This is a genomic window from Bdellovibrionales bacterium (assembly GCA_019750295.1).
Classification (GTDB): Bacteria; Bdellovibrionota; Bdellovibrionia; order Bdellovibrionales; family JAGQZY01; genus JAIEOS01.
Window position 1 is genome coordinate 19,134 of sequence record JAIEOS010000089.1, and the last position, 12,116, is coordinate 31,249.

25 protein-coding genes are annotated in these 12,116 nt (G+C 44.6%); all 25 read right to left on the minus strand.

Annotated features, from left to right (window positions below; translation table 11 throughout):
- Positions 1-9: 9 nt before the first annotated feature.
- Positions 10-387, minus strand: coding sequence for a 30S ribosomal protein S13 (gene rpsM, locus K2Q26_13060; GenBank protein MBY0316450.1), 378 nt, complete (start codon positions 385-387; stop codon positions 10-12).
- A gap of 2 nt (positions 388-389) precedes the next feature.
- Positions 390-503: a 50S ribosomal protein L36 gene (gene rpmJ, locus K2Q26_13065; protein MBY0316451.1), complete on the minus strand. Its 114-nt coding sequence runs from the start codon at positions 501-503 to the stop codon at positions 390-392.
- Positions 504-564: 61 nt separating this feature from the next.
- Entirely contained in the window at positions 565-1,209 is a 645-nt protein-coding gene (locus tag K2Q26_13070; GenBank protein ID MBY0316452.1) for an adenylate kinase, read from the minus strand.
- The gene (gene secY / locus K2Q26_13075) at positions 1,206-2,513 is read right to left on the minus strand and encodes a preprotein translocase subunit SecY (GenBank protein MBY0316453.1); all 1,308 of its coding nucleotides are present in this window, start codon (positions 2,511-2,513) and stop codon (positions 1,206-1,208) included. Before secY ends, K2Q26_13070 begins: the two co-directional genes overlap by 4 nt.
- 2 nt (positions 2,514-2,515) lie before the next feature.
- Positions 2,516-2,947, minus strand: coding sequence for a 50S ribosomal protein L15 (gene rplO, locus K2Q26_13080; GenBank protein MBY0316454.1), 432 nt, complete (start codon positions 2,945-2,947; stop codon positions 2,516-2,518).
- Between the two features lie 16 nt (positions 2,948-2,963).
- On the minus strand, positions 2,964-3,179 hold the full coding sequence (gene rpmD, locus K2Q26_13085) for a 50S ribosomal protein L30 (GenBank protein ID MBY0316455.1): 216 nt from the start codon (positions 3,177-3,179) through the stop codon (positions 2,964-2,966).
- Positions 3,180-3,190: 11 nt separating this feature from the next.
- Positions 3,191-3,661, minus strand: coding sequence for a 30S ribosomal protein S5 (gene rpsE, locus K2Q26_13090; protein MBY0316456.1), 471 nt, complete (start codon positions 3,659-3,661; stop codon positions 3,191-3,193).
- Positions 3,662-3,675: 14 nt separating this feature from the next.
- Positions 3,676-4,047: a 50S ribosomal protein L18 gene (rplR, locus tag K2Q26_13095; protein MBY0316457.1), complete on the minus strand. Its 372-nt coding sequence runs from the start codon at positions 4,045-4,047 to the stop codon at positions 3,676-3,678.
- Positions 4,048-4,074: 27 nt separating this feature from the next.
- Positions 4,075-4,617, minus strand: a complete 543-nt coding sequence (gene rplF / locus K2Q26_13100) for a 50S ribosomal protein L6 (GenBank protein MBY0316458.1) — start codon at positions 4,615-4,617, stop codon at positions 4,075-4,077.
- A gap of 7 nt (positions 4,618-4,624) precedes the next feature.
- The gene (gene rpsH / locus K2Q26_13105; protein ID MBY0316459.1) at positions 4,625-5,014 is read right to left on the minus strand and encodes a 30S ribosomal protein S8; all 390 of its coding nucleotides are present in this window, start codon (positions 5,012-5,014) and stop codon (positions 4,625-4,627) included.
- A gap of 9 nt (positions 5,015-5,023) precedes the next feature.
- Positions 5,024-5,209, minus strand: a complete 186-nt coding sequence (locus K2Q26_13110) for a type Z 30S ribosomal protein S14 (protein MBY0316460.1) — start codon at positions 5,207-5,209, stop codon at positions 5,024-5,026.
- Between the two features lie 13 nt (positions 5,210-5,222).
- Positions 5,223-5,762, minus strand: coding sequence for a 50S ribosomal protein L5 (rplE, locus tag K2Q26_13115; protein MBY0316461.1), 540 nt, complete (start codon positions 5,760-5,762; stop codon positions 5,223-5,225).
- A gap of 13 nt (positions 5,763-5,775) precedes the next feature.
- Positions 5,776-6,144 (minus strand): 50S ribosomal protein L14, encoded by a 369-nt coding sequence (gene rplN, locus K2Q26_13120; protein ID MBY0316462.1) that lies wholly within the window; start codon positions 6,142-6,144, stop codon positions 5,776-5,778.
- Positions 6,145-6,147: 3 nt separating this feature from the next.
- A complete protein-coding gene (rpsQ, locus tag K2Q26_13125) occupies positions 6,148-6,441 on the minus strand; it encodes a 30S ribosomal protein S17 (protein ID MBY0316463.1) in 294 nt (97 codons plus the stop codon).
- Positions 6,438-6,638 (minus strand): 50S ribosomal protein L29, encoded by a 201-nt coding sequence (gene rpmC / locus K2Q26_13130; GenBank protein MBY0316464.1) that lies wholly within the window; start codon positions 6,636-6,638, stop codon positions 6,438-6,440. Before rpmC ends, rpsQ begins: the two co-directional genes overlap by 4 nt.
- Before the next feature lie 3 nt (positions 6,639-6,641).
- Positions 6,642-7,052: a 50S ribosomal protein L16 gene (gene rplP, locus K2Q26_13135; GenBank protein ID MBY0316465.1), complete on the minus strand. Its 411-nt coding sequence runs from the start codon at positions 7,050-7,052 to the stop codon at positions 6,642-6,644.
- Positions 7,039-7,704: a 30S ribosomal protein S3 gene (gene rpsC, locus K2Q26_13140; protein ID MBY0316466.1), complete on the minus strand. Its 666-nt coding sequence runs from the start codon at positions 7,702-7,704 to the stop codon at positions 7,039-7,041. Before rpsC ends, rplP begins: the two co-directional genes overlap by 14 nt.
- Before the next feature lie 3 nt (positions 7,705-7,707).
- Positions 7,708-8,040 (minus strand): 50S ribosomal protein L22, encoded by a 333-nt coding sequence (gene rplV, locus K2Q26_13145; protein MBY0316467.1) that lies wholly within the window; start codon positions 8,038-8,040, stop codon positions 7,708-7,710.
- A 7-nt stretch (positions 8,041-8,047) separates the two neighbouring features.
- Complete coding sequence (gene rpsS / locus K2Q26_13150; protein ID MBY0316468.1) at positions 8,048-8,335, minus strand: 30S ribosomal protein S19; 288 nt, start codon at positions 8,333-8,335, stop codon at positions 8,048-8,050.
- Positions 8,336-8,344: 9 nt separating this feature from the next.
- On the minus strand, positions 8,345-9,169 hold the full coding sequence (rplB, locus tag K2Q26_13155) for a 50S ribosomal protein L2 (protein MBY0316469.1): 825 nt from the start codon (positions 9,167-9,169) through the stop codon (positions 8,345-8,347).
- A 2-nt stretch (positions 9,170-9,171) separates the two neighbouring features.
- A complete protein-coding gene (rplW, locus tag K2Q26_13160; protein MBY0316470.1) occupies positions 9,172-9,453 on the minus strand; it encodes a 50S ribosomal protein L23 in 282 nt (93 codons plus the stop codon).
- Positions 9,453-10,079, minus strand: a complete 627-nt coding sequence (gene rplD, locus K2Q26_13165; protein MBY0316471.1) for a 50S ribosomal protein L4 — start codon at positions 10,077-10,079, stop codon at positions 9,453-9,455. The genes rplW and rplD overlap by 1 nt, the downstream gene beginning before the upstream one ends.
- Before the next feature lie 7 nt (positions 10,080-10,086).
- Complete coding sequence (rplC, locus tag K2Q26_13170) at positions 10,087-10,788, minus strand: 50S ribosomal protein L3 (GenBank protein MBY0316472.1); 702 nt, start codon at positions 10,786-10,788, stop codon at positions 10,087-10,089.
- 8 nt (positions 10,789-10,796) lie between these two features.
- Complete coding sequence (gene rpsJ / locus K2Q26_13175) at positions 10,797-11,114, minus strand: 30S ribosomal protein S10 (GenBank protein ID MBY0316473.1); 318 nt, start codon at positions 11,112-11,114, stop codon at positions 10,797-10,799.
- 180 nt (positions 11,115-11,294) lie between these two features.
- Positions 11,295-12,116, minus strand: an 822-nt coding sequence (gene fusA / locus K2Q26_13180) for an elongation factor G (GenBank protein ID MBY0316474.1), incomplete at its 5' end; no start/stop codon positions are given.

A 12,116-nucleotide genomic window follows, 5' to 3' on the forward strand; every position in this document is an offset into this window, starting at 1 on the left:
ATCTCTTCCTTACATCACTGCTTTTTTCTTGTTAGCAACTGTCTTACGAGGACCTTTTCTGATACGCGCGTTACTGCGTGTTCTCTGACCACGAACAGGTAAACCTTTTTTGTGGCGAGAGCCTCGGTAAGTACCAAGATCGATCAAACGCTTGATGAACATCGCCGTTTCACGACGTAAATCACCTTCGATTTTAAATTGGGCTTGAATCATATCTCTGAGTTTAGCAACATCATCATCTGTTAACTCATGAGTTCTTTTTGATGCTGGAAATTTCATTGCTGCGCAAAGGTCTTGCGCTCTTTTGCGACCGATTCCGTAGATATAAGTCAAAGCGACTTCAACACGTTTGTTTTTTGGAATATCGATACCCGAAATACGAGCCATAATTAACCTTGCCTTTGCTTATGCTTAGGGTTTTCACAAATAACGCGGACAACTCCACGGCGTTTTAGCACTTTACACTTATTACAAATTTTCTTGACAGATGCGCGAACTTTCACCTGTAACCTCCGAATTTAGCCAGATCGGCAAACTTAGCACTCACAAACTATGCCAGTCCAGCTAATTTTTAATAAAATTTTGAATCTTTTTGAAGACGTCTTCAGTCGTCCCCACCCCGTCTACCGAGGCAAATAAACCCTTATCTTTGTAGTAGTCTTTCAATGGTGCCGTTGATTTTTCATAGGCTTCCAGACGGGTTTTAATCGCCTCAGAAGAATCGTCTTTTCGCTGGTACACTTCACCGCCGCAACGATCACAAGTGCCTTCCGTTTTGGGAGGGTTATTTGTGGCGTGGTAGACGGCTCCGCAGTTTTTACACACCCGGCGGCCCGACAATCTTTCCATCAATGTTTCATTGGGAACTTCTAAAAAGAGAGCTTTAGTAATAGGACGAGCCCCCACCTCGTGAATTTGTTGGCCGAGAGCCTCGGCCTGAGGGGTAGTTCTAGGAAATCCATCGAAAATATAGTCGATTTCCTTATTTTTTTCGATCACTTCGCGAACCATTCCGATAACTATAGCGTCCGGGACTAGTTTCCCGGCGTCCACGTAGTTTTGGGCTTCGATACCCAATGGAGTTTTATTTTTCATGGCTTCACGAAAGAGATCTCCCGTACTGATGTGGGACATCTGTAGGGTTTGAATCATAAGTTGAGATTGGGTCCCCTTGCCGGCGCCAGGAGGCCCGAAGAGGACCAGGCTCAAAAACTAACCCTTCTCCCCGTTCGACGAGGACGTTGGGCCGCTTTGATCATCGATTCGTATCGATAAGCGTTGATCTTTTCGATCAGTTGAAGGGCCACACCTGCAAGAATCAGAACGCTTGTTCCACCGAAGTAGAAGGGCACGTTAGCTGAGCTCATAAGGAGAGTTGGCATAATACAAATCACACAAAGATAAATCGATCCACCGACATTCAGGCGCGACATCACCGTTCGGAGATAATCCGCAGTGCTTTTTCCAGCGCGAATTCCAGGAATGAATTTTCCGGATTTTTTCAAGTTATCGGCCATTTCATCCGGAGGCATCACGATTTCTGTATAGAAAAAGCTAAAGAACACCACGAGAATCACAAACGCGATGTTAAATACAGCTCCTGTTGGAGAGAAATAGTTCTGTAAATTTTGAACCCAGGCGGACTGAGAAAACGACGCTAATGTCGCCGGGAATCCTAAGATTGCGAATGCGAAGATCGGAGGCAACACTCCACACAAGTTGATCTTGAACGGAAGGTAGCTGCCAAGCATTTGAGGCGCTCGTCCCCCGGCACCCTTCTGCGAGAGATGGATCGGGATTCGACGTTGGGCCACTTCGATATAGATAATGGCTCCCAAAACGAGGAACATAAAGGCTAAGAGAGCAAGAACAAGGGGTCCACTCATTTGACCGCTGCTGACCATGCTCCAAAGGTTCATCGCGCCCGTGGGAATCCCCGCCGCAATCCCTGCGAAAATGATCATACTTGCACCTTCACCGAGACCTTTTTCGGAGATCTGTTCACCGAGCCACATCACGAAGCATGTGCCGGCAGTGAGAGTGACAATGGTGAGGAGTTGAAAAGGAACAATCCCAATTTGCCCGAGGAAAACCGGTTGTCCCGCAGTTTCGCGACCAACGAGGAGATTTGATAAACCCCACGCCTGGAAAACCGCAAGAACCACTGTACCCCAACGAGTGTACTGTTGGATCTTTTTACGTCCAGGTTCGCCTTCTTTCTTGAGAGCTTCAAGATAAGGAACCATGGAGGTTAATAATTGAAAAATAATTGAACTTGAGATGTAAGGCATAATTCCGAGAGCAAAAACACTAAATTGATTGAGTGCTCCTCCGGTAAAGGTATTGAAGATACCAAAGAGGCCTTTTTGGCTTGAGAAGAACGTTCTCGCGACATCGATATTCACGCCCGGGGTGGGAACGTGAATTCCTAGTCTATAGATCAGTAAACAAAACAGTGTGAAGAGAAGTTTTTTCTGTAAATCTTGGTTGTTGATGACGTTCTCAGATGCCACGTTTAGATAACCTCAGTCTTTCCACCAGCCTTTTCAATCATCTCTTTAGCTTTCCCGCTAAACTTATGCGCTTTGACAGTCACTGGCTTTTCTAGTTTTCCATTGCCTAATACTTTTAATAGACAATTTTTGCCCATGACGCCCGCTTTAACAAGCACATCAGGTGAAATTTCTGATCCATAACGGCTGAAGTCAGAAAGATTTAAAATTACGTATTCTGTTTTGAATTGGTTGTTCGTGAAACCGAACTTTGGAAGACGACGAACGAGAGGAGTTTGACCACCCTCGAAGCCTCGACGAACTCTACCGCCAGTTCTTGCTTTTTGACCCTTGTGGCCTTTTCCAGCAGTACCGCCATGGCCAGAGCCATCGCCGCGACCGACGCGTTTTCTGTAATGTGTTGAGCCTGGGGCTGGTTTTAGCTGATCTAACATAGTCGTCTCCGTTTATTTACTTCTTGGCAGCTGTCTTAGTTGTAGCAGCGCCTTCAACAGTTACTTTTACTAAATGTTGAACTTTTAAAATTTGTCCACGCATTGCCGGTGTGTCGTTTACAACCACTTCAGAGTTTGTTCGACGTAAACCGATGCAACGCACAGTTTCACGCTGAGTTTCTGAGCAACCGCGCATTCCTTTAATTAATTTCACTCGAAAAGTCTTTGCCATACCAACCTACTTTATTTGTAAGTGTTGAGAAGAACGTTCCCTTGGAGTTGGCGTAAGCCATCCAAAGTGGCACGAACCGCATTGTGGGCGTTACGTGTACCGATTCTCTTAGTTAAAATATCTTTAATACCTACGGACTCAAGAACTGCACGAACAGCTCCACCTGCGATAACTCCAGTGCCAGGGGCTGCCGGGCGAAGGATAATCGAAGTGGCTCCGAACTTACCGATCACTTCGTGAGCGATAGTGCGACCATCGACAAGAGAGACTCCATGGAGGTTCTTGCGAGCTCCGCGAGTGGCCTTACCGATAGCTTCTGGAACTTCACCGGATTTACCAGTGCCGAAACCAAAGCTTCCGTTGCTGTTACCAACAACGACAAGAGCTGCGAATGAAAATCTTCGTCCACCCTTAACAACTTTAGCGACTCGTCTTACGTTCACTACTTTTTCTTCAAATTCAGATACTTGTTGTTCTTGCATTTTTTTTCTTCTCCCTAGAAGTTCAATCCGCCCTCACGAGCGCCGTCAGCAACAGATTTCACACGTCCATGATAGATATATCCACCACGATCAAAAACTACCTTATCAATATTTTTAGCTTTAGCTTTTTGAGCGATCACTTTGCCCACTTCAAAAGCTAAATCTTTTCCCGCTTTTTTGTCTTTCACATCAACAAGAGAAGACGCAGAAGCAATCGTAGTTCCATCGATATCATTTACCAACTGAACATAGATATTTTTTAAACTTCTAAAAACGCAAAGACGAGGACGCTCGTCAGTTCCATTAATTTTTTTGCGAGAACGAACTTTTTTAACTTTTCTCGACTTTAACTTATGGCTGTTTTTCTTATTTATCGTTAAGCGCACAATTCACCTCTCATCAGCAATGGTCGATTACTTACCAGCCGATTTACCTTCTTTACGTCTAATTACTTCATCCGTATAACGAACACCTTTACCGAGATATGGCTCAGGAGGACGGAATCCTCTGATTTTAGCAGAAACTTGACCAACTAAGGCCTTGTCCGCACCAACTACGAGTACAGTGGTTTGTTTATCAACTTTAATTTCAATTCCATTAGGAATGTCGAACATGATCGGATGGCTGTAACCCAAAGAGAGTTCCAACTTTTTACCGCTCACAGAAGCACGATATCCTACCCCTTGCAGAGTGAGAGAGCGCGTCCAACCTTCAGACACACCCACAACGGCGTTCTTTACTAATGATCTGTAAAGACCATGCAAAGCTTTTGATTCGTTGCTTTCATCTTTTCGAGTCAAGACGATTTGACCGTTTTCGATCTTCGCTTGAATTTGCTTTCTCATTGGGACTGTCATCGTTGTCTTAGCGCCTTTAACAATAACGTCATTGTTAGGGCTAATTGTGACATTCACCTTTGAATCAAACTTAACTGGGTTTTTACCAATCCTAGACATTTTCCACCTACCAAACAGTACAAATCAATTCGCCACCGAGGTTCTGCTTTTTCGCATCTCCCCCGCTCATCACGCCCTTACTTGTGCTCACAACCGCAAGACCATATCCTGATCTTACATTCGGAACATTTTCAGAATTCACGTAATAACGACGACCTGGGCGACTCATGCGGCGAAGACCAGTAATTCTAGCTACACCGTTGTCACCATAGTTTAAATACACACGCATAATTCCTTGTTTCCCATCCTTAACTACTTTGTAGTCAGTGATGTAATCTGCCTTCTTAAGAACAGCGACGACAGCTTCTTTAAATTTAGAAGCAGGCACGTCCACCTTCTCGTGACCAGCAGTTGAACCATTTCGAATTACTGTTAATAAATCACCAATAACGTCCACTTTATACTCCTACCAGCTGGCCTTGATTACGCCAGGAATGAGACCTTTGCTGGCTAAATTACGGAAACAAATACGACACATTTCGAATTTTCTCAGGAAAGCTTTTGGTCTTCCGCAGATTTTACAACGGCTATGAGCACGTGTTGAAAACTTCGGTGTTCTTTCTGACTTAACGATCATTGCACGACGAGCCACTCATTCCTCCTGATTATTTTCTAAACGGAAAGCTAAAAGCATCAAGCAATGCTTTACCTTCAGCGTCCGTTTTTGCACTAGTACAAATAGTAATATTCATTCCGCGAACTTTATCTACTTTATCGTAGTTAATCTCAGGGAATACAGTTTGTTCTTTAAGACCCATGTTGTAGTTTCCGCGACCATCAAAACCACGTGAAGGTAATCCACGGAAGTCACGAACGCGAGGAAGAGCCACAGTGAGCAAACGATCTAAGAAAGACCACATACGATCGCGGCGAAGAGTCACAGTCACGCCGATGGGCATGTTTTCGCGAAGCTTAAAGTTCGCGATCGATTTTTTTGATTTAGTAATCACGGCTTTTTGGCCCGCGATAGTGGTGATCTCATCAGAAGCCGTCACCAACACTTTAGCGTTTTGAACAGCGTCTGAGTTACACTGGTTGATCACGATCTTTTCGAGACGTGGAACCTGCATAATGTTATCAATGCCCAACTCTTTCATCAGAGCGGGAATCATTTCCTTTTTATATTTTTCTTGAAGACGATTCACAACATACCACCTATTAAATAACTTCCGGAGCTAGAGAAACGATCTTTACGAATTGCTTCGCACGGAGCTCTCTTGCCACTGGTCCAAAGATACGAGTACCGATTGGCTCTTTTGATGCATTGATCAAAACTGCCGCGTTGTCGTCGAATTTAATGTAGCTTCCGTCAGGACGCTTAATTCTTTGGATTGTTCTTACGATCACAGCTTTTGCCACTTCGCCCTTTTTAATTTTGGACGTCGGCATTGCCGATTTCACAGAAACGACGACGATATCGCCGATCGATGCTGTTCTTCTCTTAGAGCCACCTAGAACCTTGATGCACATAACTTCTTTTGCACCAGAGTTGTCGGCAACGCGCATTTTCGATTGCTGCTGAATCATATCTTACTCCTGGCCTTTATTAGCTTTTTCAACCACTTCGGCCAACATCCAACGTTTATTTTTGCTCAATGGACGAGTCTCGTAGATACGAACTTTGTCGCCTTCTTTAGCTTGGTTCGTCTCATCGTGTGCTTTGAACACAGTCGTCTTACGAATTAATTTTTTATATTTAGGATGAGTCACGGTACGATAAATTTGGACAGAAATTGTTTTGTCCATTTTATCGCTAAGAACCGTACCGATTTCTTCTTTACGGCGACCGCGATTATCTACGTTTAAGTTTTCTTTAGCGCTCATGGATTAGTACCTCTTGTTTTGACTGAAAGAACAGTTTTCAAGCGAGCAACATCTCGGCGCATAACACGAATAGATGCAGGGTTTGAAAATTGACCCATAGAATTCTTCATTCTAGCTTGAAAGCTCTTTTCTTTAAGTTCGCGAATCTTTTTATTGAGATCTGTCGGAGAAAGATCTTTGAAATCTGCGTACTTCATAAATTATTTCTCCCTCGCGATGAAACGACACTTGAATGGCATTTTGTGCCCTGCAAGTCTAAATGCTTCCGCCGCTTGTTCTCTAGTTACACCGTTAATTTCAAACAAAATAGTTCCTGGCTTTACAACAGCGACCCAGTACTCTGGGTTACCTTTACCAGATCCCATACGTACTTCAGCCGGCTTCTCAGTAACTGGCTTGTGTGGGAAAACGCGGATCCAAACTTTACCACCGCGTTTGATTGAACGGCTGATTGCGATACGTCCTGCTTCTAACTGGCGAGCTGTAAGCCAACCGTTCGTCGTCGCTTTAAGACCGAAATCACCGTAAGAAAGATTGGCTGCTCTTGAAGCAAGGCCCTTCATCTTACCTTTATGTTGTTTTCTCCATTTTACACGCTTAGGACTTAACACGACCCGCCTCCTCAGCCTCACGAGTAGAAAGTACGTCACCTTTGTAGATCCATACTTTCAATCCAATGATTCCATATGATGTCAATGCTTCTGCTGTTCCGTAATCAATATCTGCTCTTAATGTGTGAAGAGGAACGCTCTTCTCTGTGTACCACTCGGTACGAGCGATTTCCGCTCCATCAAGACGACCAGCAACTTGTACTTTAATTCCACGAACGCCACTGCGAACACCCGATGCGATCGCTTTTTTCAAAGCACGTCTCCAAGATACACGTTTTTCCAATTGGAGAGCGATGTTCTCAGCAACGAGTTTTGAGTCCATGTCGGGCTTACGAACTTCTTCCACTTTTAAAGAAACTTTGCTCGTCGTTAGCTTTTGTAATTCGAGAGCCATGGAATCCATTCCAGCGCCTTTTTTCCCGATAACAACACCAGGACGAGCTGTGTAGATAAGAACTCTTAAATTTTTATGAGCGCGCTCAATTTCGATTTTAGAAATACCGGCGTGCTTTAACTTTTTCTGTAAGTAATTTCTGATTTTGATGTCTTCGTGAAGTTGAAGAGCATAAGTAGGTCCGTTTGCGAACCAACGAGAGTCCCAAGTTCTAATGACGCCTAATCTGAATGATATTGGATTAACTTTTTGTCCCACTAATTACCTCTCGTCGAGAATCACGCTAATGTGACTCATACGTTTTTTAATTTCTGTTGCACGGCCTTGTGAACGAGGGATGAAGCGCTTAATAACTGGGCCTTCATCTACAAAAATCGTTTTTACATAAAGATTGTCGACGTCGATCACTTGCTTCACTTCGGCGTTAGCCACAGCGGATTCAACAAGCTTCTTAACCATACGACCCGCTTTTTGATTATGAAAAGCGAGGATTCTCATCGTTTCATTGATCGACTTTCCGCGGATCATATCGACGACAAGACGGGCTTTTTGAGCACCAATTCTTCCAAATCTGAGTTTAGCTTTCACTTCCATTTTACACCTAAGCCTTAGCTACTTCTTTAGTCTTGTTCTCAGAGTGGCCTCTGAAAACACGAGTGGGAGCAAATTCCCCAAGTTTATGGCCAATCATATTTTCTGTAATGTGAACTACAGGAAATTTCGACGTGCCGTTGCTGATAGAGAACGTCAATCCCACCATGTCTGGCAAGATTGTTGAACGACGTGACCAAGTTTTAATAACTTTTTTATCACCAGTCTCAAGAGCCTTAGCTACTTTTTTAGCCAAGTGATCATCGATAAATGGACCTTTTTTTAATGAACGTGCCACTCTCTACCTCTACTTCTGTCCGCGACGTTTAATGATATATTTATCAGTCGCCTTGTTATGTCTAGTTTTAAAGCCCTTACAAGGTTGGCCCCAAGGAGTCACAGGGTGATGTCCTTTACCAACCCCTTCACCACCACCCAATGGGTGATCGATCGGGTTCATCGCCATACCACGAACAGTTGGGCGTTTACCTTTCCAACGATTACGACCGGCTTTACCGATCTGAATGTTTTCGTTGTCGGTGTTACCCACTTGGCCAATGGTCGCGCGGCAAGTAGAGAGAACTTCTCTCACTTCGCCTGAAGGCAATTTAATTTGTGCAAATTTATCAACGCGTCCAACGAGAGTCGCTGCCGCTCCCGCACCGCGAGACATCTGTCCACCTTTTCCAGGGCGCAATTCCACGTTGTGAATCACTGTACCTACCGGAATCATTGAAAGTGGAAGACTGTTTCCTGGAAGAATATCTGCTTTGTCACTCGATAAAACAGATGAACCTACGTTCAAACCTACCGGTGCAAGAATATAGGCTTTGTCGCCGTCGGCGTAAGAAAGAAGAGCGATACGGCAAGTGCGGTTCGGATCGTACTCGATCGCAACCACTTTTGCTGGAACATCCAGTTTTTGTCTTTTGAAATCAATAACGCGATAACGGCGCTTGTGTCCGCCACCTTTGTGACGAATAGAGATTTGTCCGTGATTCGAGCGCGCACCTTTACGACGGCGTGGTTCCGTGAGTGATTTCTCCGGAGTCGTTTTAGTGATCTCCGCGAAATCGTATCCCGTCATTCCACGACGGCCGGGGCTGGTCGGTTTATGAAACTTGATACCCATTCTTAAGCTCCCTCAAAGATAGAAATTTTTTGACCGGACGCCAACTTCACAAAAGCTTTCTTTTTGTATTGAGGAGGTCCGAAACGAGCATGTTGTTTTAACCAGCGAGTTCTGTAGCAAGCCGTGCGAACTGCTTGGACTTTTACAGAGAACGCTTTTTCTACTGCTTTTTTAATTTGATCTTTTGAAGCTTCTTTATTCACTTCAAAAACGTAAGTATCGTAGTCGCTATAGGCGCTCGATTTTTCACTGATCAAGGGTTTTTTGATGATTTCGAGTAACATTATTCTACCCCACACTTCGCGATCACAGCGGAAATCGAGTCTTTGGTGAATACCACAGCATCGTACTTCATAAGATCGTAAACGTTCACACCACTCACTGTGTTGTAACGATATTTTTTAAGATTACGAGTCGCGCGAGCGAAGTTCTCGTCTTGTTTTTCACTAATAAGTAAAGCTTTGCTCAAACCGAATTTAGAAAGAACTTTTGAAATCTCTTTCGTTTTACCTTCTTTAGATGTCATTTCATCAACAACAAAGAAGCGGCCCTCTTTATAAAGATGAGAAAGCGCAGTTTTAAGACCAGCTTGTTTCATCGTGCGAGGAAGTTTGTACGCGTAGCTCTTAGGTTGAGGTCCGAACATAGTACCTCCACCTGGCATAAGTGGCGAACGAGTTGAACCTTGACGAGCGTTACCAGTTCCCTTTTGTTTGAAAGGCTTCTTACCGCCCCCGCTCACGAGACCTTTGGTCTTCGTCGCATGAGTCCCTTGACGGCGACTGGCCAACTGCCAACGGACCATCGCGTGTAAAACTTCAACTTTGACTTCGCGCTCGATGATCTCTGAAGGCATTTCTACAGAGCCAACTACTTTTTTATCCCAACCTAATACGTCTATCTTTGCCATTTTTATCTCACTGTTGTTTCAAAAGTCTAACCATCGTGTTGCGGGCACCAGGAACTGGGCCTTTCACCATGATTGTTTTCATTTCAGGATTTACACCCACAACCTGTACATTTCGGATCGAAATGTTTTCGTCACCGAAGTGACCAGGTCCTTTTTTACCGGGAAGTACAAATCCAGGCCATGTTCTTGTTCCTGCAGATCCAGGACGACGGTGGAACTTAGATCCGTGCGATGCAGGACCGCCGGCAAAGTTATGTCGCTTCATTGCACCTGTGAAACCACGTCCTTTGGACTTAGAGGTGATTTTTACGACGTCGCCTTGTTTTAAAGATTCAAGAGAAACGGCTTGTCCGACTTGGAATCCAGAAACGTCGTCCATACGGATTTCGCGAGTTTTAGCAACTCCACCTTCGAGACCTGCTTTAGACGCATGCTTTGTGACTGCTGCAGAAACATTTTCCGCACGACGTCCGCCCATAGCAATTTGAACTGCCGTGTAGCCGTCTTTTTCTTTTGTCTTCACTTGCGTCACTTTCCAGTCTTCTAATTTCAAAACAGTCACTGGAATCATCTCGCCCTCTTCTGTGTAAACAGAAGACATTCCGAGTTTGAAAGCAAAGATACCTGACAACTGCGCATCGCCAGAGGCTTGCGTAGTTTCAGGAGTTGTTGCTTCAGGAGCAGTTTGATTTACTTGTTCTTCACTCATGATAACTCCTATTCCTCAGCCAACTTGATTTCAACATCAACGCCAGCAGAGAGATCTAGCTTCATGAGTTGATCGATAGTTTGTGGAGTTGGCTCCAAAATATCTAAAAGTCTTTTGTGCGTTCGAATCTCGAATTGCTCACGAGATTTTTTATCAACGTGCGGAGAACGCAAAACTGTATAGCGATTAATCTTTGTTGGAAGAGGAATCGGACCAGCAATACGGGCACCCGTTCTGCGAGCTGTTTCTACGATTTCTTTCGTCGATTGATCTAACAACTTGTGATCGAAAGCTTTGAGTCGAATTCTTATCTTTTGACTTTGCATGTGCACGTCCCACTTTCCCTAGCAAATTCAGGGCTTTAGCTTATGTTAAACTATGAAAATTACTGTTCTTTTTTGTAACAGAAGGGGGAGTATGCACCGAAATTCAATAGCTTGTCAAAAAAAAATCTTACTTTTTTTAAGCGTTTACGAGCGAAAACTTTTTCGGGATCGCGGGGCTGGTTAGACCCGTCCAAGACGGGTCAAAATCTCTTTTTGGACCCGATCTGCAACCGGGTGATATTCAAAAAATTTCATGGAAAAAGTACCACGCCCCTGGGTGATCGAACGGACTCCGGTGGCGTAACCGAAGAGTTCGGACAGTGGAACTTCGGCCCAAACCACTTGCAAGTGGCCTCTGACGGAGGTGTTTTGAATTTTTCCACGTCTGGCATTTAAGTCCCCGATAACATTACCTAAAAATTCTTCGGGAACGACAACTTCGAGCTTAAAAAGAGGCTCCATGAGCTGAGATTTGGCCTGCAACATCGCCTCGCGAACCGCTTGAGATGTGGCAATTTTGTAGGCGGCCGGGTGACCATGCTCGGGGTCCACGGCAATGGAAACGATTTTCACTTGGACGCCGGACATCGTGAATCCCGCGAGCACACCGCTTTCCAACGCTTCGCGAGCACCATCTATAACGGCCTGCTTAATTTCTTTGGACACCGCAGGATCTTTGACAATGTTATCAACAAAATTGTCTTGGGCGTTCTCAAACGGCGAAATCTTCACTTCGACTTCGCCCGTTTGGAGTTGTCCCGCCACTTCTCTCTCGAAGCGCTTACGGGCACTCCCCGAACCGAGAATAGTTTCTTTATAGGTGACTTGTGGATTTCCCTGATTCACTTGGACGCCGTATTCGCGCTTTAAGCGATCGACGAGAATGTCGAGATGCAATTCGCCCATTCCCGAGAGGAGCCACTGCCCTGTATCGGGATCTGTCTTTAATAAACTCGAAGGATCTTCTTTTACGAGTCGCTGTAATCCCTCAAGCATTTTTGT

Excerpts from the sequence above, each read along its gene's own strand:
- rplW (MBY0316470.1), bottom strand. The coding sequence starts at position 9,453 with ATGTTACTCGAAATCATCAAAAAACCCTTGATCAGTGAAAAATCGAGC.
- rplB (MBY0316469.1), bottom strand. The coding sequence starts at position 9,169 with ATGGGTATCAAGTTTCATAAACCGACCAGCCCCGGCCGTCGTGGAATG.
- rpmC (MBY0316464.1), bottom strand. The coding sequence starts at position 6,638 with ATGAAGTACGCAGATTTCAAAGATCTTTCTCCGACAGATCTCAATAAA.
- rplO (MBY0316454.1), bottom strand. The coding sequence starts at position 2,947 with ATGTTAGATCAGCTAAAACCAGCCCCAGGCTCAACACATTACAGAAAA.
- rplF (MBY0316458.1), bottom strand. The coding sequence starts at position 4,617 with ATGTCTAGGATTGGTAAAAACCCAGTTAAGTTTGATTCAAAGGTGAAT.
- rplN (MBY0316462.1), bottom strand. The coding sequence starts at position 6,144 with ATGATTCAGCAGCAATCGAAAATGCGCGTTGCCGACAACTCTGGTGCA.
- rpsM (MBY0316450.1), bottom strand. The coding sequence starts at position 387 with ATGGCTCGTATTTCGGGTATCGATATTCCAAAAAACAAACGTGTTGAA.
- rplC (MBY0316472.1), bottom strand. The coding sequence starts at position 10,788 with ATGAGTGAAGAACAAGTAAATCAAACTGCTCCTGAAGCAACAACTCCT.
- rplD (MBY0316471.1), bottom strand. The coding sequence starts at position 10,079 with ATGGCAAAGATAGACGTATTAGGTTGGGATAAAAAAGTAGTTGGCTCT.
- rpsJ (MBY0316473.1), bottom strand. The coding sequence starts at position 11,114 with ATGCAAAGTCAAAAGATAAGAATTCGACTCAAAGCTTTCGATCACAAG.
- rpsQ (MBY0316463.1), bottom strand. The coding sequence starts at position 6,441 with ATGAGCGCTAAAGAAAACTTAAACGTAGATAATCGCGGTCGCCGTAAA.
- rplV (MBY0316467.1), bottom strand. The coding sequence starts at position 8,040 with ATGGAAGTGAAAGCTAAACTCAGATTTGGAAGAATTGGTGCTCAAAAA.
- rpsE (MBY0316456.1), bottom strand. The coding sequence starts at position 3,661 with ATGCAAGAACAACAAGTATCTGAATTTGAAGAAAAAGTAGTGAACGTA.
- rpmD (MBY0316455.1), bottom strand. The coding sequence starts at position 3,179 with ATGGCAAAGACTTTTCGAGTGAAATTAATTAAAGGAATGCGCGGTTGC.